General features: G+C 64.5%; 27 protein-coding genes and 1 tRNA gene. 17 read left to right on the top strand and 11 right to left on the bottom strand.

Translation table 11 applies throughout. The features are described 5' to 3' along the window. Positions 1 to 201: 201 nt before the first annotated feature. Both HU230_RS36300 and HU230_RS36295 read right to left on the bottom strand, forming a co-directional pair. Positions 202 to 930, bottom strand: a complete 729-nt coding sequence (locus HU230_RS36300) for an energy transducer TonB family protein (RefSeq protein ID WP_176534080.1) — start codon at positions 928 to 930, stop codon at positions 202 to 204. After that, positions 927 to 1,697: an STN domain-containing protein gene (locus HU230_RS36295; RefSeq protein ID WP_176534081.1), complete on the bottom strand. Its 771-nt coding sequence runs from the start codon at positions 1,695 to 1,697 to the stop codon at positions 927 to 929. The genes HU230_RS36300 and HU230_RS36295 overlap by 4 nt, the downstream gene beginning before the upstream one ends. Positions 1,698 to 2,119: 422 nt before the next feature. On the opposite strand from HU230_RS36295, the gene HU230_RS36290 reads away from it, so the two are divergent. From HU230_RS36290 to HU230_RS36265, 6 genes are all read left to right on the top strand, one after another. Continuing rightward, on the top strand, positions 2,120 to 2,827 hold the full coding sequence (locus HU230_RS36290) for a TetR/AcrR family transcriptional regulator (RefSeq protein WP_176535260.1): 708 nt from the start codon (positions 2,120 to 2,122) through the stop codon (positions 2,825 to 2,827). Between the two features lie 19 nt (positions 2,828 to 2,846). Then, positions 2,847 to 3,818 (top strand): ABC transporter permease, encoded by a 972-nt coding sequence (locus tag HU230_RS36285; RefSeq protein WP_176534082.1) that lies wholly within the window; start codon positions 2,847 to 2,849, stop codon positions 3,816 to 3,818. A gap of 41 nt (positions 3,819 to 3,859) precedes the next feature. Then, entirely contained in the window at positions 3,860 to 4,876 is a 1,017-nt protein-coding gene (locus HU230_RS36280) for a sugar ABC transporter substrate-binding protein (RefSeq protein ID WP_050626838.1), read from the top strand. A 77-nt stretch (positions 4,877 to 4,953) separates the two neighbouring features. Further along, on the top strand, positions 4,954 to 7,077 hold the full coding sequence (locus tag HU230_RS36275; protein WP_176534083.1) for an ABC transporter permease: 2,124 nt from the start codon (positions 4,954 to 4,956) through the stop codon (positions 7,075 to 7,077). Then, positions 7,074 to 8,171, top strand: a complete 1,098-nt coding sequence (locus HU230_RS36270; RefSeq protein WP_176534084.1) for an SMP-30/gluconolactonase/LRE family protein — start codon at positions 7,074 to 7,076, stop codon at positions 8,169 to 8,171. The genes HU230_RS36275 and HU230_RS36270 overlap by 4 nt, the downstream gene beginning before the upstream one ends. Then, positions 8,168 to 9,664, top strand: coding sequence for a sugar ABC transporter ATP-binding protein (locus tag HU230_RS36265; protein WP_176534085.1), 1,497 nt, complete (start codon positions 8,168 to 8,170; stop codon positions 9,662 to 9,664). The genes HU230_RS36270 and HU230_RS36265 overlap by 4 nt, the downstream gene beginning before the upstream one ends. A 75-nt stretch (positions 9,665 to 9,739) precedes the next feature. On the opposite strand, the gene HU230_RS36260 is transcribed toward HU230_RS36265, so the two are convergent. The 6 genes from HU230_RS36260 to HU230_RS36235 all read right to left on the bottom strand — a co-directional run bounded on the left by HU230_RS36260 (position 9,740) and on the right by HU230_RS36235 (position 13,907). Next, positions 9,740 to 10,114 (bottom strand): hypothetical protein, encoded by a 375-nt coding sequence (locus tag HU230_RS36260; RefSeq protein ID WP_176534086.1) that lies wholly within the window; start codon positions 10,112 to 10,114, stop codon positions 9,740 to 9,742. 177 nt (positions 10,115 to 10,291) lie between these two features. Then, positions 10,292 to 10,579, bottom strand: a complete 288-nt coding sequence (locus tag HU230_RS36255) for a DUF5658 family protein (RefSeq protein ID WP_224924701.1) — start codon at positions 10,577 to 10,579, stop codon at positions 10,292 to 10,294. Then, positions 10,566 to 11,366: a sterol desaturase family protein gene (locus HU230_RS36250; RefSeq protein WP_176534087.1), complete on the bottom strand. Its 801-nt coding sequence runs from the start codon at positions 11,364 to 11,366 to the stop codon at positions 10,566 to 10,568. Before HU230_RS36250 ends, HU230_RS36255 begins: the two co-directional genes overlap by 14 nt. 370 nt (positions 11,367 to 11,736) lie before the next feature. After that, complete coding sequence (locus HU230_RS36245) at positions 11,737 to 12,003, bottom strand: hypothetical protein (protein ID WP_176534088.1); 267 nt, start codon at positions 12,001 to 12,003, stop codon at positions 11,737 to 11,739. Positions 12,004 to 12,198: 195 nt separating this feature from the next. After that, positions 12,199 to 12,275, bottom strand: a tRNA-Arg gene (locus HU230_RS36240). 153 nt (positions 12,276 to 12,428) lie between these two features. Beyond that, the gene (locus HU230_RS36235) at positions 12,429 to 13,907 is read right to left on the bottom strand and encodes a sensor histidine kinase (protein WP_176534089.1); all 1,479 of its coding nucleotides are present in this window, start codon (positions 13,905 to 13,907) and stop codon (positions 12,429 to 12,431) included. A gap of 364 nt (positions 13,908 to 14,271) precedes the next feature. On the opposite strand from HU230_RS36235, the gene rpmH reads away from it, so the two are divergent. The 11 genes from rpmH (at position 14,272) to dapE (ending at position 23,635) form a co-directional block, all read left to right on the top strand. Continuing rightward, on the top strand, positions 14,272 to 14,406 hold the full coding sequence (gene rpmH / locus HU230_RS36230) for a 50S ribosomal protein L34 (protein ID WP_008542748.1): 135 nt from the start codon (positions 14,272 to 14,274) through the stop codon (positions 14,404 to 14,406). A gap of 32 nt (positions 14,407 to 14,438) precedes the next feature. After that, positions 14,439 to 14,819: a ribonuclease P protein component gene (rnpA, locus tag HU230_RS36225; protein ID WP_176534090.1), complete on the top strand. Its 381-nt coding sequence runs from the start codon at positions 14,439 to 14,441 to the stop codon at positions 14,817 to 14,819. Positions 14,820 to 14,822: 3 nt separating this feature from the next. After that, complete coding sequence (yidC, locus tag HU230_RS36220; RefSeq protein ID WP_176534091.1) at positions 14,823 to 16,694, top strand: membrane protein insertase YidC; 1,872 nt, start codon at positions 14,823 to 14,825, stop codon at positions 16,692 to 16,694. Positions 16,695 to 16,852: 158 nt separating this feature from the next. After that, entirely contained in the window at positions 16,853 to 17,506 is a 654-nt protein-coding gene (gene yihA, locus HU230_RS36215) for a ribosome biogenesis GTP-binding protein YihA/YsxC (protein ID WP_176534092.1), read from the top strand. After that, positions 17,503 to 17,871, top strand: a complete 369-nt coding sequence (locus HU230_RS36210; RefSeq protein ID WP_176534093.1) for a DUF423 domain-containing protein — start codon at positions 17,503 to 17,505, stop codon at positions 17,869 to 17,871. Before yihA ends, HU230_RS36210 begins: the two co-directional genes overlap by 4 nt. A 91-nt stretch (positions 17,872 to 17,962) precedes the next feature. Continuing rightward, positions 17,963 to 18,856 (top strand): acetylglutamate kinase, encoded by an 894-nt coding sequence (gene argB, locus HU230_RS36205; RefSeq protein ID WP_029083632.1) that lies wholly within the window; start codon positions 17,963 to 17,965, stop codon positions 18,854 to 18,856. A gap of 71 nt (positions 18,857 to 18,927) precedes the next feature. Beyond that, positions 18,928 to 19,914, top strand: a complete 987-nt coding sequence (locus tag HU230_RS36200) for a DUF1036 domain-containing protein (protein WP_176535262.1) — start codon at positions 18,928 to 18,930, stop codon at positions 19,912 to 19,914. 183 nt (positions 19,915 to 20,097) lie between these two features. Continuing rightward, positions 20,098 to 20,787, top strand: coding sequence for a pyrimidine 5'-nucleotidase (locus HU230_RS36195; protein ID WP_176534094.1), 690 nt, complete (start codon positions 20,098 to 20,100; stop codon positions 20,785 to 20,787). 127 nt (positions 20,788 to 20,914) lie between these two features. Next, complete coding sequence (dapD, locus tag HU230_RS36190; RefSeq protein WP_021079579.1) at positions 20,915 to 21,760, top strand: 2,3,4,5-tetrahydropyridine-2,6-dicarboxylate N-succinyltransferase; 846 nt, start codon at positions 20,915 to 20,917, stop codon at positions 21,758 to 21,760. A gap of 71 nt (positions 21,761 to 21,831) precedes the next feature. Next, positions 21,832 to 22,419, top strand: a complete 588-nt coding sequence (locus HU230_RS36185; RefSeq protein WP_176534095.1) for a DUF805 domain-containing protein — start codon at positions 21,832 to 21,834, stop codon at positions 22,417 to 22,419. 49 nt (positions 22,420 to 22,468) lie between these two features. Further along, positions 22,469 to 23,635, top strand: coding sequence for a succinyl-diaminopimelate desuccinylase (dapE, locus tag HU230_RS36180; protein WP_176534096.1), 1,167 nt, complete (start codon positions 22,469 to 22,471; stop codon positions 23,633 to 23,635). A gap of 195 nt (positions 23,636 to 23,830) precedes the next feature. On the opposite strand, the gene truA is transcribed toward dapE, so the two are convergent. From truA to def, 3 genes are all read right to left on the bottom strand, one after another. Next, positions 23,831 to 24,568 (bottom strand): tRNA pseudouridine(38-40) synthase TruA, encoded by a 738-nt coding sequence (gene truA / locus HU230_RS36175; protein ID WP_176534097.1) that lies wholly within the window; start codon positions 24,566 to 24,568, stop codon positions 23,831 to 23,833. Then, complete coding sequence (gene fmt / locus HU230_RS36170; RefSeq protein WP_176534098.1) at positions 24,568 to 25,503, bottom strand: methionyl-tRNA formyltransferase; 936 nt, start codon at positions 25,501 to 25,503, stop codon at positions 24,568 to 24,570. The genes truA and fmt overlap by 1 nt, the downstream gene beginning before the upstream one ends. Positions 25,504 to 25,668: 165 nt before the next feature. Beyond that, a complete protein-coding gene (gene def, locus HU230_RS36165; protein ID WP_176534099.1) occupies positions 25,669 to 26,196 on the bottom strand; it encodes a peptide deformylase in 528 nt (175 codons plus the stop codon). Between the last annotated feature and the right edge of the window lie 58 nt (positions 26,197 to 26,254).

The following is a 26,254-nucleotide window of genomic DNA, read 5'->3' as shown; positions in this document are numbered from 1 at the left end:
TTTCGCGGCCTCCCAGACACCAGCCCGATATCCAGATTGAATTGTTCTTGAAGCTGCCCGTCTCGTAACGGCCGCGCACAACACATTTATGACGGCAACAAGTCGACACCGAACGACACGCAAGCTGGTTGCATCGCGGTCACATCCAAACAATGAACTGCCGCTCGCGCTTGCGAAGCCGAACGGGTCCGCGCAATTGGATCAGGCCGGGTCGAAGACCAAAGTGATCTGAATATTGAGCCGGTCGGGCAGCGCCGACGGGATCAACGGCAGCGGCTGCGCCCGCCGGATCGCGTCGACCGCAGCCTTGTCGAGCACGGCCTGTCCGGAACTGGTCTTGACCCAGACATCGAGCAGGGTGCCGTCCCGCTGCATCGAAAACAGCGTCTCGACCGCCCCGTGCAGCCGACCGAGCCCCGCCGCGTCCGGATAGCGCTGGTAGCGTGCCACGTGGCGAAGCAGCGCCTGCTGAAATTTCACTGCGACACTGTTGGGCGGCGCATCGGCGGGCGACGGCGTCGGACGCAGGCTCGGCACGGCTGGCTCCGCCGGCATCGGCTCCCGCGCCGGGGCCGCGGTCAGATTGTCGAGCGGCGGATCGGAGCTCTCCAGCGACACCTCGGTCAGGCTCGCGAGGGTCGCGGTTTGCGGCTGCAACACGGGCGCAACCGGAATCGGCGCAGGTGATGGGCTCGGCAGCAACCGAACCTGGACGATCGAGCTCTGCTCCCGGCTTGCCGGTCCAGCCGGCGGCTGCAACCGGATCCAATAGATTCCCCCGACGAACAACAGGGCTGCGATCGCCGGCACCAGGAGCAGACGCAGCACCTCGCCCGAGGTCCACGCGCTCGGATCCTCGGGATGAAACAGCAGGGTCATCGGACTCATGCCGCCCACGCCATCGGGTCCGCTGCTGTCGTCGGCACTCATTGGAACGATTTCACCCGGATCGCGATCCGCACCGGCTGCGACGCATTCGCGGGAGTCGTTCGGCTCACGGTCAGTCCTTGCAGCGCCGCGGTCACTGCGGCATCACGGTTTTGATCGCCGGTCGATCGCAACAGCTGGGTCCGCTGAATCGTGCGTGAGGGGTCGATCCACAGATCGACGACGAGCTGATAGCTGCCGCCGCGGGACCCGATATTCTTCTGCAGCGCTTTTTGAATGTCGAACTGCAGGCTTTGGCTGTAGTCGCGCAGCGCGCTGGTGTCGTTGCCGTCACCGGTCGCGCGCACCTGCAGCGTCCCCAGCGACAGATCCGCGGTCGCAAGCGGGCTTGCCGGCGGGCGGTCGTCACGTACGCTGCACGAAGCGAGCGTGATGGCATCCGGACGAATGTACTGGACCTTCAGATCGGTTCCCGTCAGAAGCAGGTTCAATGCATCCTCAGGCGTGAGGCTGCCTTCGACCGAAGTCGACTTTCGGCCGGTCGCAGAATTGCTCTCATAGAGCACCTGAACGCCGGATCGTTCGCCATAAGCCTGCAGCGCGCTCGCAAGCTGCTGGGCCGGGATGTTGAATTCGATCGCTGCGGATACCGCAACAGTCCCACGCTGCTGCGCGGCGACCGCGCATATGCTGCCGATCAGCAGCGCAGCACAAATCCCGAACAGATACCGCGACGTTGCGGAGGCTCCCGGAGCGCCAGCGCCGATCGCAGCGCCCGCGCGTGCACCATATGATCCAACTGCCGTCATAACCTTGCTTCGGCCCAAAGTGACCGTGGGTGAAATTCGGCCAGCATGTCTGTGCGGGTTGACCTTCCGGCCAGCGAGCCTGCGTTCTTTATATCTGGAATGTGACGGCCGTCTAACCGGCAACTTGATCGGCCGGAGTGCCGGGAATTTGTGCTGACCTTTCAGCGCGAAAAGTTCCCGAACAGCGCCGGAGCGGCACTGGGCTCCAGGCTAGCGACGCGGCGCGGCCCCCAAAAAACGAGCGAGCGCTCTCTCAGAAAAATTGATCATCCCCCTTTTCCGAACCGCGGTTCGTGGGCTAGGAATTGAGCAAGGGCGCAAAGCCCGGCCCGGATCGGCAACCAAATGAAATGATCCGGGGACATAGCCAGGGAGGCAACGTGGGTCTCGCGCGTCAGCGGCCGGGGACGAATGCGTTCGCGATGGACGTGCTTTGCGCACGCATTCTCGAACGCCATCGTGATTCCATCCGGGTCCAGAAGCCGCATCTCGCCGTTCCGAACCTCACGCGCATCATCGGCGCGACGCTGACGCTGTCCAACAAGCACGGCTTTCACGCCACCACGCTGCGCCAGCTCGCGGAGGCGTCCGGCCTCAGCATGGGCGGCCTCTATACCTATTTCGACAGCAAGCCGACGCTGCTGTCGATGATCCTCGGCGAGGTCGCCGAAACGGCCGCCGAGGTCCTCACCGCGCCGCCCGCCAACGTGAAGCAGGATGCACGCAAGCACCTGCACTGGATCATCGCCACCCACGTTCGCATGAGCGAGGCGATGCAGCCCTGGTTCGTGTTCTCCTTCATGGAAGCAAAGTCGTTTCCGCCCGCGGAGCGCCAGCGCGCCATCGAGATGGAGGTGATGACCGAGAAGATCATCGCCGACGTCCTCAAACAAGGCGTCGCCAGCGGGGTGTTCGCCATCGACCAGGTCACGCTGACGGCGTCGCTGATCAAGCCGCTGCTGCAGGACTGGTACGTCAAGCGCGCGAAGTACCGCAGACGCGGCACCTCGATCGAGGCCTACATCAACGCCGTCGGCGCCTTCGTCGACGCCGCGGTCGCCGGCAGGACGCGGCCCGGCCGCGTCGCGACCGGCTCCCGCACAAGATCCAGGCCGACTGCGCAGCCATAGCAGCAGGAAGGACGAGGCAATGAAGCGATTGCGATTCAATCAACAGGAGATCGTCTTCGCCGTATTCGCCGTGCTCTTCCTGGCGTTCTCGATTTTCCTGCGCGGCTTTCTGACGCCCGAGAACATGCTGACGCTGCTGCAGAACGTGGCGGTGCTCGGCATTCTCGGGCTTGCCATGGCGCTGGTCGTGATCGGGCGCGGCATCGACATCTCGCTGATCGCAGCGCTCGCGGTCCCTCCGGGTCTCGTGCTGCAGATGGTGCAGAACGGCCACTCGCTGCCGGCCTCGCTGCTGACGGCCGTGCTGCTCACGATCGCCTTCGGCCTGGTCAATGGCTGGCTCATTGCCTACGCCGAGGTCCCTTCGCTGTTTGCAACGCTGGCGACCGGCCTGCTGCTCGCCGGCCTCGGACAGGCCGCGCTGTTTCAGCTCGACGTCGTGCAGTGGAGCGACGGCATGCAGGGCTTCGAGCGGCTCGGACAAGGTACCATCCTCGGTATCCCGACCTCGATCGTGATGTTCGCGATCGCCTGCGTGGTGATCGCCTTCCTGCTGCGGCAGACGCGCTGGGGCGCCTATATCTACGCGATCGGCGACAATCCCTATGCGGCCCGCGTCACCGGCATCCCCTCGCGGCCGATCATCGTGCTGCAATATGTGGTCGCGGCCCTGATCGGCTGCTTTGCAGGCCTGGTGATGGCGGCGTCGGTCAACTCGATGCCGACCCGCGTCTTCAATTCGACCCTGATCTACGACGTCATTCTCGTCGTCGTGCTCGGCGGCATCGGGCTGTCGGGCGGCCGCGGCGGCGTGCTCAACGTCATCATCGGAACGCTGCTGATCGGCACCATGCTCAACGGCATGACCATCATGGACATCTCCTACGCCGGACAAAACCTCGTCAAGGGCGTCGTCCTGCTGCTCGCCGTCATCACCGATTCATTCCTGAATCCGCGCAACGAAGAAACGGCACAGCAGGGCGACATCTGAACCAAGCCACAAAAACATCAATCACGACCAAGGAGGAAGCAATGAAATACGCTGTCAGGACTGCCAAGGTGATCGCCGCAGCGCTCGGGCTCGCGGCCATCGCCGCCCCGGCTCTGGCCCAGCAGGGCCTGGACGAGCCGTTCCAGAAGCCGTTCAAGGAATCGCTCGCCGGCAAGACGGTGGCCTATGTTCCGGTCGCCATGAACTTCGACCTCACCGAAGGCTGGTACGCCGGCATGAAGAAGGAGCTCGAGCCTTACGGCGTCAAGTTCGAGATCCGCGATCCCAACTGGAACACCAATGCCGGCGCGCAGGCGGTGACCTCGCTGATCTCGGAGAAGCCGGCCGTGATGGTGATCCACAATCCGGACGTGCAGACCTACGCCAAGCTGCTGCAGCGCGCCGAGAACGAAGGCATCTACGTCATCCAGATCAACATGGGATCGGCCTATCGCTCGTCGGCCTTCGTCGGCGCCAACTGGATCGAGATCGGCGAAAAGGACACTGAAGCCGTGGTGAAGGCCTGCCAGGGCAAGTCGAACAAGATCGCCATCGTGCAGGGCGCGCTTTCGGCGGCGGCCAGCGCCTACACGCTCAAGGGCGTCGAGAACGTGCTCGCCAAGCATCCGGAGATCAAGGTGGTCTCGAGCCAGGCCGCCGACTGGGATGCGGCAAAGGCCAAGGCGATCACCCAGACGGTGCTGAAGCAGAATCCCGATCTCTGCGGCATCGTCGGCTTCTGGGACGGCATGGACATCGGCACCGCGGCCGCGGTGAAGGAAGCCGGTCTGACCGGCAAGGTGTTCGTGGCGACCTCCGGGGGCGGCGAGCGCAAGGGCGCCTGCGAGCTCGTGAAGTCCGGCGCCTTCGATCTCAACCTGAGCTACGACGTGCCGACCCAGGCCGCGCAGATGGCAGGCACCATCAAATGGCTGCTGTCGTCCGGCGCCAAGGCCGGCTCGATCAAGGGTTCGGAATACACGACCCTGATTCCGATCACCAAGGAGAACGCCGACAGCCAGACCGCGTGCTGGAATCTCAGTGATCTGAAGAAATAGTCCGGCCACGTCCGCTTGACGTCCCGGGCGCGCTTTGCCCGGGACGTCGATCTCCCAAAATCCAACGCCCTGCTGGAATGCCGATGCGCGATACCCTGACGAGCCTGCGTTACCGCTACTGGCCGGATCATCTCCTCGGCGAGATCCTGTCCAAGCGTTGGACCGAGACCGCTATTCCGGTGATCCTGCTTTTGATCGTCGGCTTCGCGCTCAGCCGCTCCATCGATCACTTCCTGTCGCCGGCGAGCCTTGCCGACACTGCGCGGCAGGCCGGCGAGATCGGCTTCATCGGGCTCGGCATGGCGCTGGTGGTCATAGTCGGCGGCATCGATCTGTCGGTCGGCTCGATCTTCGCGCTGACAGATTTCTGCGCGCTCTACCTGCTCGATGTGCTGAACTGGCCGGTGCCTGCGGTGGTGGTCGCCACCCTCGCCTGCGGCGCGCTGCTCGGTGCCGTCAACGGCGTCCTGATCGGATATCTGCGACTCCGCGCCTTCATCACCACGCTGATCACCCTGATCATCTACCGTTCGGCATTCGATCTGCTGATCCAGCGCTACTCCAATTCGATCGCCGCGGCCTTTCCCGACATCCCGTCCTGGAATTTCATCGGCGGCGGCGACGTGTTCGGCATTCCGAGCGTCGCGCTGGTCTACATCGCGATCGCGATCTTCGGCCATATCTTCATGACGCGGCTGCGCCCGGGCTGGCACATCACCGCGATCGGCGGCTCGCGCCGTTCGGCCTACAATTCCGGCATTCCGGTTCGCCGCACCATCGCGCTGTGCTATGTCGCGAGCGGCGTACTGACCAGCATCGCCGCATTGTTCTTCGCGGCAAGGCTCGGCACCGTCGGCGGCGACATCGGCGTCGGCCTCGAGGTGATCGTGCTGACCGCGACGGTGCTCGGCGGCATCACGCTCGGCGGCGGCAAGGGCTCGGTCGCCAAATCGCTGGTCGGCGTTCTGATCGTGCTCCTGATCACCAACGGCCTGACCACACTCAATGCCCGCGGCGGCATCAACCGCATGGCGCTCGCAGGCATCCTGCTGATCGCCGCGATGGTCGACATCCGCTGGCAGAAGAACCGCACCCGCATCATCAGCAAGGTCTATGTCGCGCCGACCTATCACGCGTTGCCGCCACCGCCGGCGACCGAGATCGGCCAGGGCGGTCCGTTCGAGCAGAACGACAAGCTGCGCGACGTCGAGCTGATCGGCCTCGGCCGCATCGAGGCACCGGAAGACGTGATCCTCGATCGCAACAACAATCTCTACGCCGGCTCGCGCCATGGCGACATCATGCGCTTCTTCGCGCCTGACTATCAGCGCATGGAGGTGTTCGCCCATATCGGCGGTCAGCCGCTCGGCATGGCGTTCGACCGGCAGGACAATCTCTATGTCTGCATCGGCGGCATGGGCCTGTACCGGATCACGCCCGACGGCACCGTGGAAAAGGCGACCGACGAGACCAATCGCAGCATGCATTCGGTGAACGACGACAGCCGCTTGCGACTGGCCGACGACCTCGACATCACCGACGACGGCCTGATCTTCTTCTCGGAAGCCACCGTGCGCTACGAGATGGACGAATGGCCGATCGACGGCCTCGAGGCCCGCGGCAACGGCCGCATCATCTGCTACGACACCAAGACCGGCGCGACGCATACGGCGCTGCGCGGCCTCAAATTCCCCAACGGCATCTGCGTCGCCAGCGACGGCCAGTCGATCCTGTTCGCCGAAACCTTCGGCTGCTCGATCAAGCGGCTGTGGTTCGCTGGGCCGAAGAAGGGCCAGGTCGAGGTGGTGATGGACAATCTGCCGGGCTATCCCGACAACATCAATCTCGCCTCCGACGGCAATTACTGGCTGGCGCTGGTCGGCATGCGTAGCCCCTCGCTCGACCTCGCATGGAAGATGCCTGGTTTCCGCCGCCGCATGGCCAAGCGCGTCCCGGTCGACGAATGGCTATTCCCGAACATCAACACCGGCTGCGTCGTCAAGTTCAACGAGCAGGGCAAGATCCTCGAATCGTTCTGGGATCTGCGCGGCGAGAACCATCCGATGATCACCTCGATGCGCGAGCATCGCGGCTACCTCTATCTCGGCGGCATCATGAACAACCGGATCGGCCGCTACAGGCTGACCAACGCGGACCCGAACTTCGTGCAGTATGACAAGCGTTGGGGGAAAGCGTCGTGATCGCGGCCGTCAGGGAATTCGCCAACCGCTTTCTCGGCCGCGGCGAGGCCACCATCACCGTGCCGTCGTTCGACGGCGCGCTCAAGCCCAATCAGAAGCTGGAGGCCGCGACCACCTTGCTGGAGTGCGAGGCGCTCGAGGATCTCGCAACCGACGGCCGCAATCTTTATGTCGCCGACGGCCGGCGTCTGCTGCGCCTCGACGGCAGCGCTGCGACCGAGCTGCGCAGCTTCGAGCAGCCGATTTCGGCGCTCTGTGCGCTCGCCGACGGCGGCCTCGCCGTCGCGCTCGGCGGCCGCGAGGTGCGCCTTTACGCCAATCCCTCATCGGCCGAGCCGAGCGTGACGTTCAGCGACGCCGCCTTCAATGCGATCAACGCGCTGACGCTGGCGGATGACGGGACCTTGATCGCGACCGACGGCTCGACGACCTGCGGCGTCGACGATTGGGCGCGCGACCTGCTGGAGCTCAACCGGAACGGCCGCGTGTTCCGGCTCGATCCCAGGACCCGATCGGTGAAGCCGCTGGCCTCGAAGCTCGGCTACGCTTTCGGCGCCTGCGCGCGCGGCGATGGCGTCTTGGTCAGCGAGAGCTGGCGGCATCGCCTCGTGCTTGTTGCGGATGGCAGGCCGCCGCAGGTCGTGCTCGGCCACCTGCCGGTCTATCCATCGCGGCTGTCGAAGGCCACCGGCGGCGGCTATTGGCTCACCGCGTTCACCGCACGCACCCAGCTGATCGAATTCGTGCTGCGCGAGCCGGCCTACCGGCGCCGCATGATGGCCGAGATCGACCCGGCCTATTGGGTGGCGCCGCGGCTGCGCTCGGGCTTCTCGTTCAAGGAGCCGATGCAGGCCGCGCACATCAAGACGATGGGCGTCATCAAGCCGTGGGCGCCGCCGCGTTCCTACGGCCTCGTGATCCGGCTGGGCGAAGACGGCAAGCCGCTCTATTCGCTGCACAGCCGGGTCGACGGCATCAATCATGGCGTCGTCGCAGCGCTCGAGCTGGGCAGCGACCTCGTGCTGATCGCCAAAGGACCGGGCCGCGTGCTGAAACTGCCCCTCGCCGGGCTCGCCGAGGAGGTCGGCTCATGAGCGACACCGTGCTGTCCCTGCGCAAGGCCACCAAGCTTTACGCCGGCGTGCCCGCCATCGAGGGCGTGGACTTCGAGCTTCGCCGCGGCGAGATCCACGCGCTGGTCGGCGAGAACGGCGCCGGCAAGTCGACGCTGACCAAGGTGATGGCCGGCGTCGTGACATTGACGTCGGGCAGCATGACGGTCGACGGCTCCGACGTCGCGCCGCGCACGCCGCTCGAGGCCCGCAATCTCGGCATCGCCATGGTGTTCCAGGAGAACAGCCTGGTGCCGACCATGACCGTGGCGCAGAACCTGTTTCTCGGCCAGGAGAAGTTCTACAACCGGCTGCGCGGCATCTACATCGCCGCCCAGCAGTTCCTGCAATCGCTGAATTTCGACGTGACGCCGACCGCGACCGTGAGCGGGCTTGGCGCGGCCAAGAAGCAGATGGTGGAGATCGCGCGCGCGGTCCTGCACAAGGCCAAGGTCATCATCTTCGACGAGCCGACCGCGTCGCTGACGCCGGAAGAGAAGAAGTATTTCTTCGACCTCGTCCGCGACCTCAAGAAACGCGGCGTCTCGATCATCTTCATTTCGCACGCGCTGGAAGAGGCCTTGCTGCTCGCCGACCGGATCACCGTGCTGCGCGACGGCAAGCACGTCATCACCGACGATGCGGCGAAGTTCGATCGGGCCGCGATCGTGCAGGCGATGGTCGGGCGCGACCTTTCCAACACGCTGTACGGCGCCAGGAAGACCAGCGTGCGGCCCGCCGGGGCGCGCGTGCTCACGGTGCAGAATCTCAAGATGGCGCCGATGGTAAAGAACAATTCGCTGTCGGTGTTCGCCGGGCAGATCACCGGCGTGTTCGGCCTGGTCGGCGCCGGCCGCACCGAAACGTTCAAGATCGTATCCGGTGTGTTGAAGCGCGACTTCTTCCATGGCGGCGAGATCCTGCTGCATGACAAGCCGGTGCGCTACCGGGTTCCGGCGCCGGCGGTGAAGGCCGGCATTGCCTATGTCACCGAGGATCGCAAGGTCGAGGGCTTCTTCGAGACCGCCTCGATCGCCCGCAACATCTATCTCGGCCTGCTCTCGAAGTTTCCCGCCGGCCGGATGATGCTGTCGCGGCGCGAGACCAACACGGTGGGCAAGACCTGGACCCAGCGGCTGAAGGTCCGCGCCATCGGCGACGAAGCCAAGGTGGTCGAGCTTTCAGGCGGCAATCAGCAGAAGGTGGTGATCGCCAAGTCGCTGGTGCAGGAGCCCGAGCTGATCATCTTCGACGAGCCGACCCGCGGCGTCGACGTCGGCGCCATTGTCGAGATTCACGAGTTGATCAACCAGCTCGCCGACGAAGGCAAGGCGGTGGTGGTGATCTCATCCTATCTGCCGGAGATCATGGCCCTCTCCGACCGCATCCTGGTCTCGCGCCAGGGCAAGGTGGTCGAGGAATTCTCGGCGGTCGAGGCGACCGAGGAGAAGATCATGTACGCGGCGATCCATTGAGGTGGCAACGCCCATGCGTCGCGGCCGGCTCGCCGCTCGCTGTCATGCAGCATCCGCTGCGATCCCGGGCACGTGCTACTTTGGGCCGATGGTTCCGGTCACCTTCAATCGCGCCGACCGCACCCAACCCGAGACGTCGTTGCCCGTCCCCGGATTGAGATACATCACCGATGACCAGCCATCATTGGTCTGCGCATAGGCGACGAGTTCGTCATTCGGAATGACGAACACGCCGCTGATCGGGCAGTGAAGATTCGGCGCCGAGTAGAATTGCAGCCGTCCCTTGCCCGTCACCACATTGGCCAGCGGCGGCGACAGCATCGGGACGCGGCTGGTGCCCGCCCGCGGCTCCTTGCAGCTCGACGGCGTCTGCGCGTGCACGGTCGTACCGAGGGCCCCCGGGATCAGGGCACCACAGACGATGCAGGCGAGAACAAACCTGTCCGACATCACTCAATCTCCTGGACCGCCGGAACGCGATCATCGGTCATTCCAGGATGTTTGTCGTCGGACGATGCGGGCAGGTTCTGCGAGATGCGACGAAAGTCTGCGCGGCGTCCAAGGGTAATGGAAAGTCCGCATCGGGCAAACGCTTCGCCAGTTGCGACAACTGGCGAGGCGGCCGGCTCAGCTATTGCCCGCGATGACGACGAGGTTGTTCAGTACGGGCGTCGAACAGAAGGCGACGACAAGCGCGATGTTGTAGACGTTGTTGCTGCGCCAAAGCAGCCACGTGACGAGGAACGTCAAACCGAGCTTGGGGACCAGCCACCACACGCCGAACCATGTCTGTGCCAGATGCATGAACGGGTTCAACTCACCCAATCCGAGATTCAGGATCACATTGGTCGACACCAGGTCGGCGTATCCCAGCAACAACGCGAGGAGCACCAAAAGACCTTTAACCCAATTCATTCCGAGACTCCCGATGGCGAAGATGCCGGATTGGCCAGATCACACTGTTGATAATGTCCACTCGCTCGGCAGGCACGAGGCCCGTTGCAGGATACTCGTCCGGCTTCGGCACCCAGGCAGTGCCGAACAGAATGTCCAGGAGTGGGAAGAAGGCTGCAAAGTTCTTGTCGCGATGCTCGGGATGGATCGAATGATGGATCCGGTGCCATTGCGGATTGTTGACCCAGGTCACAAACCGGCCGAGCGGGATACGGACGTTGAGATGGGCGCATGTATCGGGGATGAAGAAGATAAATCCGACAGCTATCGCCATGTCCGCCGGGACGCGAAACAAGATCGCCATAATCGGAAGGAAGGCGTCGGACAGCACCCTCTCAAACCAGAAATGCCGACCGCCGGTAATGAACGTAACGCCGTTCGCGCTGTGATGGAACGAGTGCATCGCCCAAAGAAACGGGATCGCGTGTTGGAGGCGATGGTATGTGTACTTGTAGAGATCGAGCGCGACCACGACGATTGCGAGAGAGACGTACCACCAGTAACCGTCGGTCGGTAACTTGATCCAACCGACACCAGCATAGCTCGCAATTGCGCCCGCGCTGATCGCCGCGATCGGAGCGAGCATGTGCGACAACCCGAGGCTCACGATCACCGCGAGCCAATCATCACGAAACTCGGGGTAAGGAACGTCCGCAATCGGCCACCTTTTTTCCAGGATGCGACTGCCATAGACGATGCCCAGAAATACCGCCGCGTAAAAGACGGCGTTTGCGATGTCACTCGGCATGAGGGATCACTCGCCGATTCAATAGGATGGACAAAAGGAATAAAAACACTCCGTCCCCTATAAGCTAAAAACCTTATTTTTTCTCAACGGTCGGGCGCGCGCAAGCAGGGTTTCTACGGGCGTGCGCCTCGCCCTTGAGCCCGATTCTGACGGGCCGTCGCGGCTGATGCGGCTACTGCCTGCTCGATCAAAAATGTCGGACGCGTTTGCTGCTTCTGCGCGGCGGCTACGGCAAACCGTTGGCCCGGAGATAACGGAGCTGATCGTTCTACTCGCGGGCTCAATTCTGTTTAAGCACGCCGCGACTTGTGCGGGACGAAAAAGCCCGCAACGTCGCCGCGGGCTCTCTACAAGGGTTCGGCGATGCCGGTTAGTGCAGCGAGCGGTCCGCCCGGACCGAAGCCCGTGCAGTCGTGACCTTGCTTCGCGGCGTCAGGACGTGGAGCTGATGCGGCGTGGCCGCCGTCGCGGCAGCCGCTGCCTGCTCGTGGACGTTGGCGGCGCCAAGCACGCCAGCCTGCACCGGCGAGATCGGCAATCCGGCGGCTTCGAACGTCGGAAGCTCGGCGGCGGACGCGACCGTTGCACTCGCGATCGCGAGGGTGGCGGCAATGATGGAAAGGGAAATCTTGGTCACTTGAAGGCTCCTCGATGGGTCTCGAGGAGCAGAGGTAGGCTCACTTTGTTGCAATGCAATAAAGATTATGCCGCATTGCACAAACATTTGATGGCCGCGACACCCCGACAACTGGAAATCGCGGCGCGGCCAATGCCTTTGCCGGGCAGCAAGCCCGGCACGCACCGCGAAAAATCCAATGGAAACAAAGACGAATGGCGCGCCCGGAACGATTCGAACGTCCGACCCTCAGATTCGTAGTCTGATGCTCTATCCAGCTGAGCTACGGGCGCATTTTCGCAGGTGGGCTTGAAGCCCGCACGGCTCCGGGAGCCCCGGAACGTCGCGAAAGAGCGCTCTAGCTACAGGCTCCCGGTCCGGTTGGCAAGGTCTGCAAGCGCCAATTTCGGCCGCGGTTTAAGCCGCCCTGGGTTACCGGAAAGGCCTCAGGCCCTGGCCCGCTCGCTGCGGACCGACAGCAGTTCCACCGGGCGATCCGGGATCGAGATCTGGAACGTGGCGCCGATGGTGCCCTCGACCAGATGGATATGGCCGCCATGGGCGCGGATCAGCTCGGCGGCGATCGCGAGGCCGAGCCCGCTGCCGCCGGGCCGGCCGGAGGTCTGGAACGCCTCGAACAGATGCTCGCGCGCCTTGGCCGGAACGCCGGGGCCGGTGTCGGAGACCTCGATGATCGCAACCGTCCCCTCGCGGCGGCCGGTGATGCGGATCTGCTGGGCACCGCCATCGCTGTCCTGCCGGCTTTCCAGCGCCTGCGTCGCATTGCGCACCAGGTTGAGCAGCACGCGGAACAGCTGGTCCGGATCGGCGTCGATGGTGAGGCCGCGCTCGATCGCGCTGATCCAGGTGATCGAGACATCGGTCGCAAGCCCGGCAGACTCGCGCACCTCGGCAACCGCAGGCTCCACCATGATCACGCGGCGGTCGGGCGCCGCCTCCTGCGCGCGGCCATAGGACAAGGTCGACTGGCAGAAGGCGATGGCGCGCTCCAGCGAGCGCAGCAGTTTCGGCGCGAAGCGCTGCACCCGCGGATCGGGCACGCTGGCGAGCTGGTCCGACAGCAGTTGCGAGGACGCCAGCAGGTTACGCAGGTCGTGATTGATCTTGGAGACGGCGAGCCCGAGCGCGGCAAGCCGGCTCTTCTGATGCAGCATCGAGACGAGGTCGCGCTGCATGTCCGACAGCTCGCGCTCGGCAACGCCGATCTCGTCGCCGCGCTGGCTGGGCACGATGATTCGCGCCGAACTCTCCGGATTCTCGTGGAAGCCGACCAGGCTCGCGGTCAGCCGCCGCATCGGGCGGACGAACAGATAATGCAGCGCCAGGTAGACGAGGCCGGCGGTCAGGCCGGCAATGAGGAGCGCGACCACCAGAACGTTGCGCGAGAAGCGGTACATCGCCTGCCGCAGCGGCTTCTCGTCGATCACGACCTCGATGAATTGCGCCTGGCCCGGCGCGGGTCCGACCACGCGGATGGTCTGGTCACCGTGCTCGAGCATGATCTCGAAGGCATCGACGATCGCCGACCACACCGTCATGGCCCGCATGTCGACATCATGGTCGATCGCGGCCGGCAGGTCGGCGCTGGCGAGCAGGCGGCGCTGCTGGCCGAGCTTGATGGCGACGGCACGGGCCCCGATGCTGGTCAGGATCTGCCGCGCCAGCGAATCCGGCACCAGGCCGGACGGGGCGGCATCGAGCACCAGCGCCGCGGTGTTGGCGGCGGCCAGGCGGTCATTGAGCCGGTTCATCCGGAAGTTGGCGATGGCCGGCACGTAGATCAGGAGCCCGGCGATCATCACCAGGGGGATCGTCAGCAGCAACAGCTTGCCCGACAGCCCGAGCCGAAGGGGCGGCTTGGGCCGCTGCTTCTGCGCGGTCGCCTGATCGTCAGTTAGAGCCACAAGATAAGGCCTTGTTGGGCTTAGGGGTCGGAAGATGCGGCCCGGCCCCCAAGCCGGTCAAATTACGGATCGCTAATGTCGGCGGTTCCCCGAACGCCCCAAAGGGCTCCTCACCGGCAAAAACCCCGCGAAAACAGTTATATTCGCCCCAATTGCGACGTTTCAAAGAAGCCTCTTCGCGACGCCCTGTGACATTGACGAAAACAGGGCGCTCCCTTATAAGCCGCGCCAACTGTCCGCGATGGCCCGGTTCTTGACCGGGGGCGGCTCATTTGGGGCCGTAATCGGCTCGCTTGGGCCTGCCAGCATCATCGGACTCCATCTCAATACAACGGCAAATTGCCCGGTCAGCGGAGAATTACCCGTGAAGCGGACTTATCAACCCAGCAAACTGGTGCGCAAGCGCCGTCACGGCTTCCGCGCCCGTCTCGCCACGGCCGGCGGCCGCAAGGTCCTCGCTGCGCGCCGTGCACGCGGCCGCAAGCGCCTGAGCGCCTGAGCCCGGACGTCTCCTCTCCGGAGATACCCATTATGGATCGGCTGAGGCAGCGGGCGGATTTCCTCGCCGTTGCCAATGGCGCACGGGCGAATACCGCAGCTTTTGTGCTGCAGGGCCGCCTTCGCGACGATCAGGGCCCGATCCGCGTCGGTTATACCGTCACCAAGAAGAACGGCACCGCGACCGAGCGCAACCGCATCCGCCGCCGGCTTCGCGAAGTGATAAGACGGGTCGATGCCGTATTCATGCGGCCGCACCATGATTATGTGCTAGTCGGCCGTCGTGACGCGCTGACCCGCGACTTTGCGACCATGATTGACGACCTGCGGTCGGCGCTGCGCCGCCTCGACCGGCCTGCGCCAAAGGCGGGTAACAAGAGCGCGCCCAATCCGAATGGAATGACGAGACCCTAAGAGATGTCCGACAACCGCAACACGATCATCGCCGTCATTCTGTCGGGCCTCGTCCTGATCGCCTGGCAATATTTCTATAACGTGCCGCAGATGGAGAAGCAGCGCGAGGCGCAGCGCCAGGCCGAGCTGTTGAAGCCGGCACCGCAGGCGACCCCTGGTGCTGCTCCCGGCGCCGCTCCCGGAAGCTCCGCGACGCCGTCACCGACGGCCGCCGTGCCCGCTGCCGACGCTCCGGTGGCGAGCCGCGAGACGGTGCTCGCGGCCGGCCCGCGCATCAAGATCGAGAGCCCGCGCGTCATCGGCAGCATCGCGCTGAAGGGCGCCCGGATCGACGATCTGGCGCTGGTCCAGTTCCGCGAGACGGTCGACCCCACATCTCCGGCCGTCGTGCTGCTGTCGCCGTCGGGCACCGCCGAGCCTTATTATGCCGAGTTCCTGTGGCTGACCGCCAACGGCTCGTCGGTGAAGACACCGAACGCCGAAACCGTCTGGCAGCAGGAGGGTTCGAACAGCCTGTCGCCAAGCACCCCGGTGACGCTGAAATACGACAACGGCCAGGGCCTGACCTTCCGCCGCACCATCTCGATCGACGATCGCTACCTCTTCAGTATCAAGGATGAGGTCAACAATCTCGGCAGCGCGCCGGTGACGCTGTATCCGTTCGGCCTGATCTCGCGCGGCGGCAAGCCGCCGGTCTCCGGCTACGCGATCCTGCACGAAGGCCCGATCGGCTATCTCGGCGAACAGGGCCTGCAGGAATACACCTACAAGAACCTCGACGAGGCCAAGACCCCGACCGGCGGAAATTCGCGCGGCATCGTGTTCTCGAAGGTCACCGACGGCTGGCTCGGCATCACCGACAAATACTGGGCCACCGCGCTGCTGCCGGAAACCAATGCGACGCTGGACACCGCCCGCTTCACTACCGGCGACAAGCGCTATCAGGCCGACTACATGCTCGGCGCGCAGACCATTCCGATCGGCGGCACGGGCGTTGCCAATGCGCGGCTGTTCGCCGGCGCGAAGGAGGCCGCCACGGTCGGCCTCAACTTCCCGCTGGTCGGCTTCGGCGGCTACAACAAGCAGCTCGGCCTCAACCATTTCGATCTTCTGATCGACTGGGGCCATTTCTACTTCATCACCAAGCCGATGTTCCTGGCGCTCGACTGGTTCTATCGCCTGGTCGGCAATTTCGGCATCGCGATCCTGCTGGTGACCGTGATCGTGAAGCTGTTGTTCTTCCCGCTCGCCAACAAGTCCTACGCCTCGATGGCGAAGATGAAGTCGGTGCAGCCGCAGCTGCAGGCGCTGAAGGAGCGCTATCCTGACGACCGCGTGAAGCAGCAGCAGGAGATGATGGAGATCTACAAGAAGGAGAAGATCAACCCGATCGCCGGTTGTCTTCCCGTCGCCTTGCAGATCCCGGTGTTCTTCTCGCTCTATAAGGTGCTGTTCATCACCATCGAAATGCGGCACGCGCCGTTCTTCGGCTGGATCAAGGACCTGTCGGCGCCCGATCCGACCAATCTGTTCACGCTGTTCGGGCTGATTCCGTTCGATCCGATCGCGCTGCTCGGACCGCACATCGGGGCCTATCTGGTGATGGGCATCTGGCCGATCATCATGGGCATCACGATGTGGGTGCAGATGAAGCTCAACCCGGCGCCGCCGGATCCGACCCAGAAGATGATCTTCGACTGGATGCCGCTGATCTTCACCTTCATGCTGGCCGGCTTCCCGGCGGGCCTCGTGATCTACTGGGCCTGGAACAACACGCTCTCCGTGCTGCAGCAGAGCTTCATCATGCGCAAGAATGGCGTCAAGGTGGAGTTATTCGACAATCTGAAGTCGACCTTCGCCAAGAAGCCGACATAGCTTCCTGCGGCCGATCTATCACTGCGTCATGCCCGGCCTCGTGCCGGGCATCGACGTATTTGGCGGCCAGCAAAACGTTGACGGGGATGGCCGGGTTGTCTTACGCCAAAGCTGCGCCCGGGGCTTTCGCCCGGCCACGATGAAATGGGATCCTTCGCATGACCGCCGAACCTGATGCGGAGCTGATCGAGCAGGGGCGAAAGCTGTTCGCCGGCGACTGGCGTTTCATCTGGGCCTCGCCCTCGATCGAGACGCTGCCGCCGATGGCCGGCCTCGAGGTCGCCTTTGCCGGCCGCTCCAATGTCGGCAAGTCGAGCCTGATCAACGCGCTGACCGGCCGCAATGCGCTAGCTCGCACCTCGCATACGCCGGGCCGCACCCAGGAACTGATCTTCTTCGAGGGCCCGGAAAACGCGGACATTCGTCTCGTCGACATGCCCGGTTACGGCTACGCCTCGGCACCGAAGACCAAGGTGGCGTCATGGACGGCGCTGATCCACAAATTCCTGCTCGGGCGCGCGACGCTGGCGCGGGTCTATGTGTTGATCGACGCCCGCCACGGCATCAAGGACGTCGATCTCGACGTGCTGAAGACGCTGGACAAGTCTGCGGTCAGCTATCAGGTCGTGCTGACCAAGGCCGACCAGGTCAAGGCCGGTGAACTCAAGACCGTCACCGCCGAAACCATCGCGACGCTCGCAAAACATCCCGCCGCGTTCCCCGAAGTGCTGGTAACCTCGTCGCGCACCGGCGACGGCATGCTGGAGCTGCGCGCCGCCATGGTGCGCCTGATCGAAGAGCGGCGCCGATGAACGGCGCACCCCGTCTCCTGATCGGCCTTGCCGCCATCATGGGCGCCTGCGGCGTGATATTGGCGGCGGCCGCGGCCCATCTGCCGGACGCATCGCGGCTGGCGGCAGCGTCCTCGATGCTGCTGTTCCATGCGACCGCCGCCATCGTGACCATTGCGGTCGCGGAGCGCGCGATCATCCATGCAAGGCTCGGCATCGTGGCGGCGGCAGGCTTCGTCATCGCAGCGTCATTGTTCGCGGGCGATCTGGTGCTGCGCCAATATGGTGGCCATGGCGTGTTTCCGATGGCGGCGCCGACCGGCGGAACGCTGCTGATCCTAAGCTGGCTGGTGCTGGCGGTTTCGGCCATGTGGCCGAAGCGTTGATCCGTCGCCCGGAATACCTCTCCCACTTTGCGCCCTGCCCGGCAATCAGATAGAACCGCGCCCGTCCCTCCGCTGACGTGAGACCAGCCCCATGACCGACCAGCACATCAGCCCGCTCGATCAGGCCCGCATCCTGTCCGAGGCGCTGCCGCACATGCAGGAATATGACGAGGAAACCATCGTCATTAAATATGGCGGCCATGCCATGGGCGCCGAGGACACCGCCAAGGCATTTGCGCGCGACATCGTGCTGCTCGAGCAGACCGCGATCAATCCGGTGGTCGTGCATGGCGGCGGACCGCAGATCGCGACCATGCTGAAGCGCCTCGGCATCCAGTCGGAGTTCGCCGCCGGCCTGCGCATCACCGACGCCGCGACCATCGAGATCGTCGAGATGGTGCTGGCGGGCTCGGTCAACAAACAGATCGTCGGCTACATCAACGAGGCCGGCGGCAAGGCCGTGGGCCTGTCCGGCAAGGACGGCAACATGGTGAAGGCGTCGAAGACGACGCGCACCATGGTCGATCCCGATTCCAACATCGAGAAGGCGGTCGATCTCGGCTTCGTCGGCGATCCCGAGAAGGTCGACCTCACGCTGCTCAATCAGCTGATCGGCTATGAGCTGATCCCGGTGCTGGCACCGCTGGCGACCTCGCAGGACGGCCAGACCCTGAACATCAACGCCGACACCTTCGCCGGCGCGATCGCCGGCGCGCTGAAGGCCAAGCGCCTGCTGCTGCTGACCGACGTGCCCGGCGTGCTCGACAAGTCCAAGAAGCTGATTCCGGACCTGTCGATCAAGGAAGCCCGCAAGCTGATCGCCGACGGCACGATTTCCGGCGGCATGATCCCGAAGGTCGAGACCTGCATCTACGCGCTCGAACAGGGCGTGCAGGGCGTCGTCATCATCGACGGCAAGACGCAGCACGCCGTGCTGCTCGAGCTCTTCACCAACCAGGGCACCGGCACGCTGATCCACAAGTAATGGCAGACGAGGTCGTCATCGCGGGACGCGCGGCGAGGATGCCTCGCCGGTCGCCGCCGGCGCGGCTCGCGATGTCGCTGCCGGCAGCGCTGGTGTCGTTCCTGTTCTCGGCGGCGCCGGCGCATGCCGATCTCAAGCTGTGCAACCGCATGAGCTATGTGATCGAGGCCGCGATCGGCATCGACGACAAGGCCGCGACGGCGACCCGCGGCTGGTTCCGCATTGATCCCGCGACCTGCCGCGTCGTGGTGCAGGGGGCGCTGACCGCGGACCGCGTGCTGCTCAATGCCCGCGCGCTCGGCGTCTACGGTGCGTCGCCGATCCCGCAGAACGGCACGGATACGCTCTGCGTCGCGCAGGACAATTTCGTGATCGCGGCCGCGCGCCAATGCCGCTCCGGCCAGACACCGGCGCAGTTCACCCAGATCACGCCGACGCAGACCGATGACGGCAATCTCGTTGCCTACCTCGCCGAAGACAGCGAGTATGACGATGAGCAGGCGCGGCTCGCCGGCATCCAGCGTCTGCTGGTGATCGCAGGCTACGACGCAGCACCGATCGACGGCGTCGACGGGCCGAAGACCCAGAGCGCGCTGTCGGCATTCCTCAAGAGCCGCGGGCTCGGCAGCGACATTGTGCAGTCGCCGAACTTCTTCGCCACCATGGTCGATGCCGTGCAGAAGCCCTCGCCGTCGGGGCTGACCTGGTGCAACGACACGCCGCACAAGGTGATGGCCGCGGTTGCGACCGATGACGGCAAGATGGTGACCAGCCGCGGCTGGTATCGGATCGACCCCGGCAAATGCCTGCATCCCGACGTGTCGGGCACGCCGAAGCAGATCTATTCCTTCGCCGAAGCCGTCGACGGCGACAACCGCGCCATCCGCATCAAAGACAAGCCGCTGAACTGGGGCGGCGCGGTCCAGCTCTGCACCCGCGAAAGCAAGTTCGAGGTCAACGAGCAGGGCGACTGCGCCACCCGCGGCCTCACCGCGCTCGGCTTCACCACCGTCGACATGACCAGCGGCGGCAAGACGCTGCGCTTTGCGATGCCGTGATGAAGGCAGTGGCGCCACATGGATCACCGTCGTCCTGGCGAAAGCCAGGACCCATTACCACAGGCAATCATTTGGCGAAGACTGGTAGTGACCGACCGTTGCGCGGTATTGGCACCGCGCTTCATTTGATGGATCACGCGGTATGGGTCCTGGCTTTCGCCAGGACGACGACGGAAAGATAACATGAAAACTGCCCGCAGCTTCGGCCATGTCGAGACCTGGGTGTTCGACCTCGACAACACGCTGTACCCGCATCACGTCAATCTGTGGCAGCAGGTCGATGCGCGGATCGGCGAGTTCGTCGGCAACTGGCTGAAGATCTCGCCCGAGGAAGCGCGGCGGCTGCAGAAGGACTATTACCTGCGCTACGGCACCACCATGCGCGGCATGATGACCGAGCACGGCGTGCAGGCGGACGACTATCTCGCCTATGTGCACAAGATCGACCACTCGCCGTTGCAGCCGAATCCGGCGATGGGCGCTGCGATCGCCAAGCTACCGGGGCGCAAGCTCATCCTGACGAACGGCTCGGTCGACCATGTCGATGCGGTATTGGGCCGGCTCGGCATCGGCCACCATTTCGATGGCGTGTTCGATATCATCGCCGCCGATCTCGAGCCGAAACCGGCGCCGCAGACCTATCAGAAGTTCCTGAGACTCCACGACGTCGATCCGGCGAAGGCTGCGATGTTCGAGGACCTCGCGCGCAATTTGGTGGTGCCGCATGAGCTCGGCATGACCACCGTGCTGGTGGTGCCCGACGGCAGCCAGGAGGTGGTGCGCGAGACCTGGGAGCTCGAAGGCCGCGACGCCGCTTATGTCGACCATGTCACGGACGATCTCACCGGGTTCTTGCAGCGGCTGAAGCCCTGATCTCTCCCGATGTCGTCCCGGCGAAGGCCAGGACGACGTGGGGTTTGCCTTGACTCCATGGCCCCAAATTCCGAAAAAGCCCTGCAAAATTCCTATCATATCCCCGATACGCCCAAGGATTGTCCCGATGTCGCTGTCCGCCCTCGAAACCACCGTCAACACCGCGTTCGACGCCCGCGAAGGCATCTCGACCTCGACCAAGGGTGAGGTCCGCGAGGCCGTCGATCACGCGCTGGAGCTGCTCGACAAGGGCGAGGCCCGCGTCGCCGAGCGCGAGGCGAGCGGCAAGTGGAAGGTCAATCAGTGGCTGAAGAAGGCGGTGCTGCTCTCGTTCCGCCTCAACGACATGGGACAGATCGCGGGCGGCCCGGGCAAGGCATCGTGGTGGGACAAGGTGCCCTCGAAGTTCGAGGGCTGGGGCGAGAACCGCTTCCGCGACGCCGGCTTCCGCGCCGTGCCGGGCGCGATCGTGCGCCGCTCCGCCTTCATCGCCCGCAACGTCGTGCTGATGCCCTCCTTCGTCAATCTCGGCGCCTATGTCGATGAAGCCACCATGATCGACACCTGGTCGACGGTCGGCTCCTGTGCCCAGATCGGCAAGCGCGTGCACATTTCCGGCGGCGTCGGCATCGGCGGCGTGCTCGAGCCGCTGCAGGCCGAGCCCGTGATCGTCGAGGACGACTGCTTCATCGGCGCGCGCAGCGAAGTCGCCGAAGGCGTGATCGTGCGCAAGGGCGCGGTGCTGTCGATGGGCGTGTTCCTCGGCGCCTCGACCAAGATCGTCGACCGCGAGACCGGCGAAATCTTTGTCGGCGAAGTCCCGGAATATGCCGTCGTGGTGCCCGGCACCCTGCCGGCCAAGCCGCTGAAGAACGGCCAGCCGGGACCTGCCACCGCCTGCGCCGTGATCGTCAAGCGCGTCGACGAGCGCACCCGCGCCAAGACCAGCATCAACGAGCTGCTGCGGGACTGATCGAACCAAACTCCATCCGACGCCGACAAAACTCCGGGCCGCGAAAAATTGCCGCTGCCCGGAGTTTTTTCATGGACTGGGCCAATTACCTGTTCGGCTTCAAGGGTCGCGTCAACCGGGCCAAGTTCTGGCTCGCGGCGCTGATCATCGTGTGCTGGATGATGTTCCTGGCCGCGCTGGTGCTCCTGGCGGGCCTCGGCGGCAAGGGTGCGTCGTTCGGCTTCAATGTCGACGACGTCTTCCGGGCGTTCGACCCGGACAGCTACAAATCGCTGACCTGGGCTGGTCTACCCACACTGCTGGTCAAGACCAGCGGAACGGCGTTATTCGTCTGGGTCTATATCGCGGTCTCGATCAAGCGCCTGCACGATCGCGACAAGAGCGGCTGGTGGATGGTCCCGTACTTCGCGATCCCCGGCCTCATGAGCCAATTCTCGGACCGGCTTCCCGATGATTCCTATTGGGTGATGGCGGCGGGCGGGATCGTCTCCGTGCTCTATATCTGGGGCTTCATCGAGCTGGCGTTTCTGCGCGGCACCTCTTACCCCAATCGCTATGGTCCCAATCCGCTTGGGAAAACCCATGTGAGCCGAGGCGGCGGCCGCGGCAGCGGGTCGCGCTCCAGGCAGGGCTGGGATCAGCAGAGCGAGCTCGAATGATGCTGCACAAGGCTGGTCCACCCACGGCGTGACGTGTTAAGCGAGGCGCATGAGTGATGCTGTCTCGATTGCCCGCGATCTGGTTCGCTGCCCCTCCGTCACCCCGGCCGACGCCGGCGCGCTTGGCGTTCTTGAAAATTTGCTGAAAAGCGCAGGCTTCGACGTCCACCGCGTGACGTTCTCCGAACCCGGCACCGCCGATATCGACAATCTCTATGCCCGCATCGGCTCTTCGGCGCCGCACATCGCCTTTGCCGGCCATACCGACGTGGTGCCGCCCGGCGATGAAGCGGCGTGGACGCTCGGCGCGTTCTCCGGCGAGGTCAAGGACGGCTATCTCTACGGCCGCGGCGCCGTCGACATGAAGGGCGGCATCGCCTGCAGCGTCGCCGCCGTCCTGCAGTTTCTCAGCGACCATGGCGGCAAGCCGCAAGAAAATGGCAACGGTTCGATCTCCTTCCTGATCACCGGCGACGAGGAAGACGTCTCGATCAACGGCACCGTCAAGCTGTTGAAATGGTGCGCCGAGCGCGGCGAAAAATTCGACCATTGCGTGCTCGGCGAGCCCTCCAATGTCGAGGTGCTCGGCGACATGATCAAGATCGGCCGGCGCGGCTCGCAATCCGGCACCCTGGTCGTCGACGGCGTGCAGGGCCACGTCGCCTATCCGCACCGCGCCTCGAACCCGGTGCCTGATATCTCGCGGTTGATCGTCGCGCTGAGCGACGAGCCGCTCGATCACGGCAGCGCGCAATTCCAGGCCAGCAACCTCGAATTCACCACGGTCGATGTCGGCAACGCCGCGGGCAATGTGATCCCCGGCCAGGCGCGGGCGAAGTTCAACATCCGCTACAACGACAACCACACCCAGGAAAGCCTGCGGCGGCTGGTCGACGAGCGGCTGGCGAAAGCCTGCGGCAACCGCATCCGTGCCCACATCGACTGGCAGCCGTCGAATTCAAACGTGTTCGTGACCCAGCCCGGCCCGTTCACCGATCTCGCAGTCGCCGCGATCGAGGAAGTCACAGGCCGCAAGCCGGAGCTGTCCACCTCGGGCGGCACCTCGGATGCGCGCTTCATCTCGAGCTATTGCCCGGTGATCGAGTTCGGCCTGGTCGGCCAGACCATGCACCAGATCGACGAGCGCACGCCGGTGGCCGATCTGGAGAAGCTGACGCAGATCTATCGGGGCGTGTTGGACAGGTATTTTGCGTAGTCCAGCCGCTTGGCTGGACAAAAATATCGAAAACAACCCCATGCACAGTAGGGATTGGGGTCGCGAGTAGTCCACCTGCACCAGATACAGTCCGTAGGATGGGTAGAGCGCAGTGAAACCCATCATGCGCACCACGGATTCGAAGTGATGGGTATCGCTTCGCTCCACCCATCCTACGAAATCATCGGCGACCGCCTAGTAATCCACCCGCATCAGATAGAGCCCGTCCGGCGGCGCCACGGGGCCGCAGGCGGCGCGGTTGCGGGCGGCGAGTGCACCAAAGAGATCGTCCGCGCTCCAGCGGCCCTCGCCGACCCAGACCAGCGAGCCGACCATCGAGCGCACCTGGCTGTGCAGGAACGAGCGCGCCGACGTCACGATGTTGATCGCGTCGCCCTGGCGCGTGACGTCGAGCTGATCGAGCGTCTTCTCCGGCGACTTGGCCTGGCACTCGGTGTCGCGAAAGGTGGTGAAATCGTGCTTGCCGAGCAGCCGCTGCGCCGCCTTGTGCATCGCGTCGGCATCGAGCGCACGCGGCACGCGCCAGACGCGACTGATGTCGAGCGCGAGGTTCGCGCGGGTGTTGGTGATGCGATAGAGGTAGTGCCGCTTGATCGCCGAGAACCGCGCCTCGAAATCGTCGGGCACGATATCAGCCGCCAGCACGCCGATCGGATTGGGCCGCAGATGCGCGTTCAGCCCGTCGCGAAAGCGGCCAGGCGGAAAATGCTTGGCGATGTCGCAATGCGCGACCTGGCCGCGCGCATGCACGCCGGCATCGGTACGCCCTGCGCCATGGACGCGCACGTCCTCGCCGCAAATTGCCTTGACCGCCGTCTCCAGCGCGCCCTGCACCGTCGGTGCATTGTCCTGGATCTGCCAGCCGGAAAACGGCGTGCCGTCATATTCGATGGTGAGCTTGTAGCGCGGCATCAGGCGAGCCGCGCCGGCGGCTTCAGCGGCGTGCCGCGCAAAAAGTCCGCCGCCTTCATCGGCGCCTTGCCGGCGCGCTGCAGTTCGAGGATCCGGATTGCGCCATCGCCGCAGGCGATCGCAAGATTGTCGTCGAGCACATCGCCCGGTTCGCCCGAGCCTTTGGCCAGTTCGCAGCGCAGGATTTTCAGCCGCACCGGCTCGCCCTCGCCTAAGAGCTCGCACCAGGCGCCGGGGAACGGCGAAAGCCCGTGAATGTGCCGCAGCACCGCATGCGCCGGCTGCTTCCAGTCGATCCGCGCCTCGGCCTTCTCGATCTTGGCGGCGTAGGTGACGCCGTCCGCGCTCTGCTTCGTCAGCTGCAACCCGCCACGCTGCAGCGCGCCCATCGCGCGCACCATCAAATCGGCGCCGAGCGGCGCCAGCGCGTCGTGCAGGTCGGATGCCGTCATACTGTCCGAGATCGGCAGCCGCTCGGCCATCGCGACGTCGCCGGTGTCGAGGCCGACATCCATCTTCATCACCATCACGCCGCTTTCGGCGTCGCCCGCCATGATGGCGCGGTTGATCGGCGCGGCGCCGCGCCAGCGCGGCAATAGCGAAGCATGCAGGTTGAAGCAGCCGAGCTTGGGCGCATCGAGAATGGCCTGCGGCAGGATCATGCCATAGGCGACCACGACGGCGGCATCTGCGTCAAACGCGCGAAACTCCTCGAGCGCCTCCGGTGTCTTCAGGGTTTTCGGCGTCAGCACGGGAATGCCGAGGCGGCGCGCCTCCTGCTCGACCGGCGTCGGCTGCAACTGCAGGCCGCGCCGCCCGCCCGGCTTCGGCGCGCGGGTATAGACCGCCACGACCTCGTGGCCATGGGCCACCAGCTCCAGCAGCGTCGGCACCGCGAAATCGGGCGTGCCCATGAAGATCAGACGGAGAGGCATGCGATCAGGCTCGGTGCCAGTTGGAGTGCTCAGTTATGCCCGGGCTTAAGCGCGAAGCGCGTCTTCGCACAAGAAGCCCCGAGCATCCGTTTTCGGCGACGGCGAAGCAAGACGTGGATGGCCGGGTCAAGCCCGGCCATGACGCGTCTGAGGAGACGGCAACGCCTACTCCGCCGCGCGCTTGGCGGCCTTCTCGAATTTCTTGAAAACGCGGTCGCGCTTCAGCTTCGACAGATAGTCCACAAACAGCACGCCGTTGAGGTGGTCGATCTCGTGCTGGATGCAGGTGGCGTAGAGCCCCTCCGCATCCTCCTCGTGCAGCTTGCCGTCGAGGTCGGTGAAGCGCAGGCGCACCCGCGCCGGGCGCTCGACCTCCTCGTAATATTCGGGGATCGACAGGCAGCCCTCTTCGTAGACCGACAGCTCTTCCGAATGCGAGATGATCTCCGGGTTGATGAACACCCGCGGCTGCGGCGTGGTCTCGCCATTCTCGTTGCGCTTGGCGAGGTCCATGGTGATCAGCCGCAGCGGCTGCGCGACCTGGATCGCCGCCAGCCCAATGCCCGGCGCGTCATACATGGTCTCGAGCATGTCGTCGGCGAGCTTGCGGATCTCCGGCGTCACCTTCTCGATCGGTTTCGACACCAGACGCAACTGCTTGTCCGGCAGGATGATGATTTCTCGTAATGCCATGGCGGCGATTTAAGCTGCTGACTTCATGGGGTCAATGCGCTCAGGAACCGGTTAAGAC

Source organism: Bradyrhizobium quebecense (assembly GCF_013373795.3).
GTDB classification, from domain to species: Bacteria; Pseudomonadota; Alphaproteobacteria; order Rhizobiales; family Xanthobacteraceae; genus Bradyrhizobium; species Bradyrhizobium quebecense.
The sequence above is the reverse complement of the archived record's forward strand: the minus strand, read 5'-3'. Positions and strand labels throughout refer to the sequence as shown.

Bases quoted from the DNA above. Each gene is read 5' to 3' on its own strand.
- HU230_RS36300 (WP_176534080.1), bottom strand. From the start codon at position 930: ATGAGTGCCGACGACAGCAGCGGACCCGATGGCGTGGGCGGCATGAGT.
- HU230_RS36295 (WP_176534081.1), bottom strand. From the start codon at position 1,697: ATGACGGCAGTTGGATCATATGGTGCACGCGCGGGCGCTGCGATCGGC.
- HU230_RS36290 (WP_176535260.1), top strand. From the start codon at position 2,120: ATGGACGTGCTTTGCGCACGCATTCTCGAACGCCATCGTGATTCCATC.
- HU230_RS36285 (WP_176534082.1), top strand. From the start codon at position 2,847: ATGAAGCGATTGCGATTCAATCAACAGGAGATCGTCTTCGCCGTATTC.
- HU230_RS36280 (WP_050626838.1), top strand. From the start codon at position 3,860: ATGAAATACGCTGTCAGGACTGCCAAGGTGATCGCCGCAGCGCTCGGG.
- HU230_RS36275 (WP_176534083.1), top strand. From the start codon at position 4,954: ATGCCGATGCGCGATACCCTGACGAGCCTGCGTTACCGCTACTGGCCG.
- HU230_RS36265 (WP_176534085.1), top strand. From the start codon at position 8,168: ATGAGCGACACCGTGCTGTCCCTGCGCAAGGCCACCAAGCTTTACGCC.
- HU230_RS36260 (WP_176534086.1), bottom strand. From the start codon at position 10,114: ATGTCGGACAGGTTTGTTCTCGCCTGCATCGTCTGTGGTGCCCTGATC.
- HU230_RS36255 (WP_224924701.1), bottom strand. From the start codon at position 10,579: ATGAATTGGGTTAAAGGTCTTTTGGTGCTCCTCGCGTTGTTGCTGGGA.
- HU230_RS36250 (WP_176534087.1), bottom strand. From the start codon at position 11,366: ATGCCGAGTGACATCGCAAACGCCGTCTTTTACGCGGCGGTATTTCTG.
- rnpA (WP_176534090.1), top strand. From the start codon at position 14,439: ATGGATCGGCTGAGGCAGCGGGCGGATTTCCTCGCCGTTGCCAATGGC.
- yidC (WP_176534091.1), top strand. From the start codon at position 14,823: ATGTCCGACAACCGCAACACGATCATCGCCGTCATTCTGTCGGGCCTC.
- yihA (WP_176534092.1), top strand. From the start codon at position 16,853: ATGACCGCCGAACCTGATGCGGAGCTGATCGAGCAGGGGCGAAAGCTG.
- HU230_RS36210 (WP_176534093.1), top strand. From the start codon at position 17,503: ATGAACGGCGCACCCCGTCTCCTGATCGGCCTTGCCGCCATCATGGGC.
- argB (WP_029083632.1), top strand. From the start codon at position 17,963: ATGACCGACCAGCACATCAGCCCGCTCGATCAGGCCCGCATCCTGTCC.
- HU230_RS36200 (WP_176535262.1), top strand. From the start codon at position 18,928: ATGTCGCTGCCGGCAGCGCTGGTGTCGTTCCTGTTCTCGGCGGCGCCG.
- HU230_RS36195 (WP_176534094.1), top strand. From the start codon at position 20,098: ATGAAAACTGCCCGCAGCTTCGGCCATGTCGAGACCTGGGTGTTCGAC.
- dapD (WP_021079579.1), top strand. From the start codon at position 20,915: ATGTCGCTGTCCGCCCTCGAAACCACCGTCAACACCGCGTTCGACGCC.
- HU230_RS36185 (WP_176534095.1), top strand. From the start codon at position 21,832: ATGGACTGGGCCAATTACCTGTTCGGCTTCAAGGGTCGCGTCAACCGG.
- dapE (WP_176534096.1), top strand. From the start codon at position 22,469: ATGAGTGATGCTGTCTCGATTGCCCGCGATCTGGTTCGCTGCCCCTCC.
- truA (WP_176534097.1), bottom strand. From the start codon at position 24,568: ATGCCGCGCTACAAGCTCACCATCGAATATGACGGCACGCCGTTTTCC.
- fmt (WP_176534098.1), bottom strand. From the start codon at position 25,503: ATGCCTCTCCGTCTGATCTTCATGGGCACGCCCGATTTCGCGGTGCCG.
- def (WP_176534099.1), bottom strand. From the start codon at position 26,196: ATGGCATTACGAGAAATCATCATCCTGCCGGACAAGCAGTTGCGTCTG.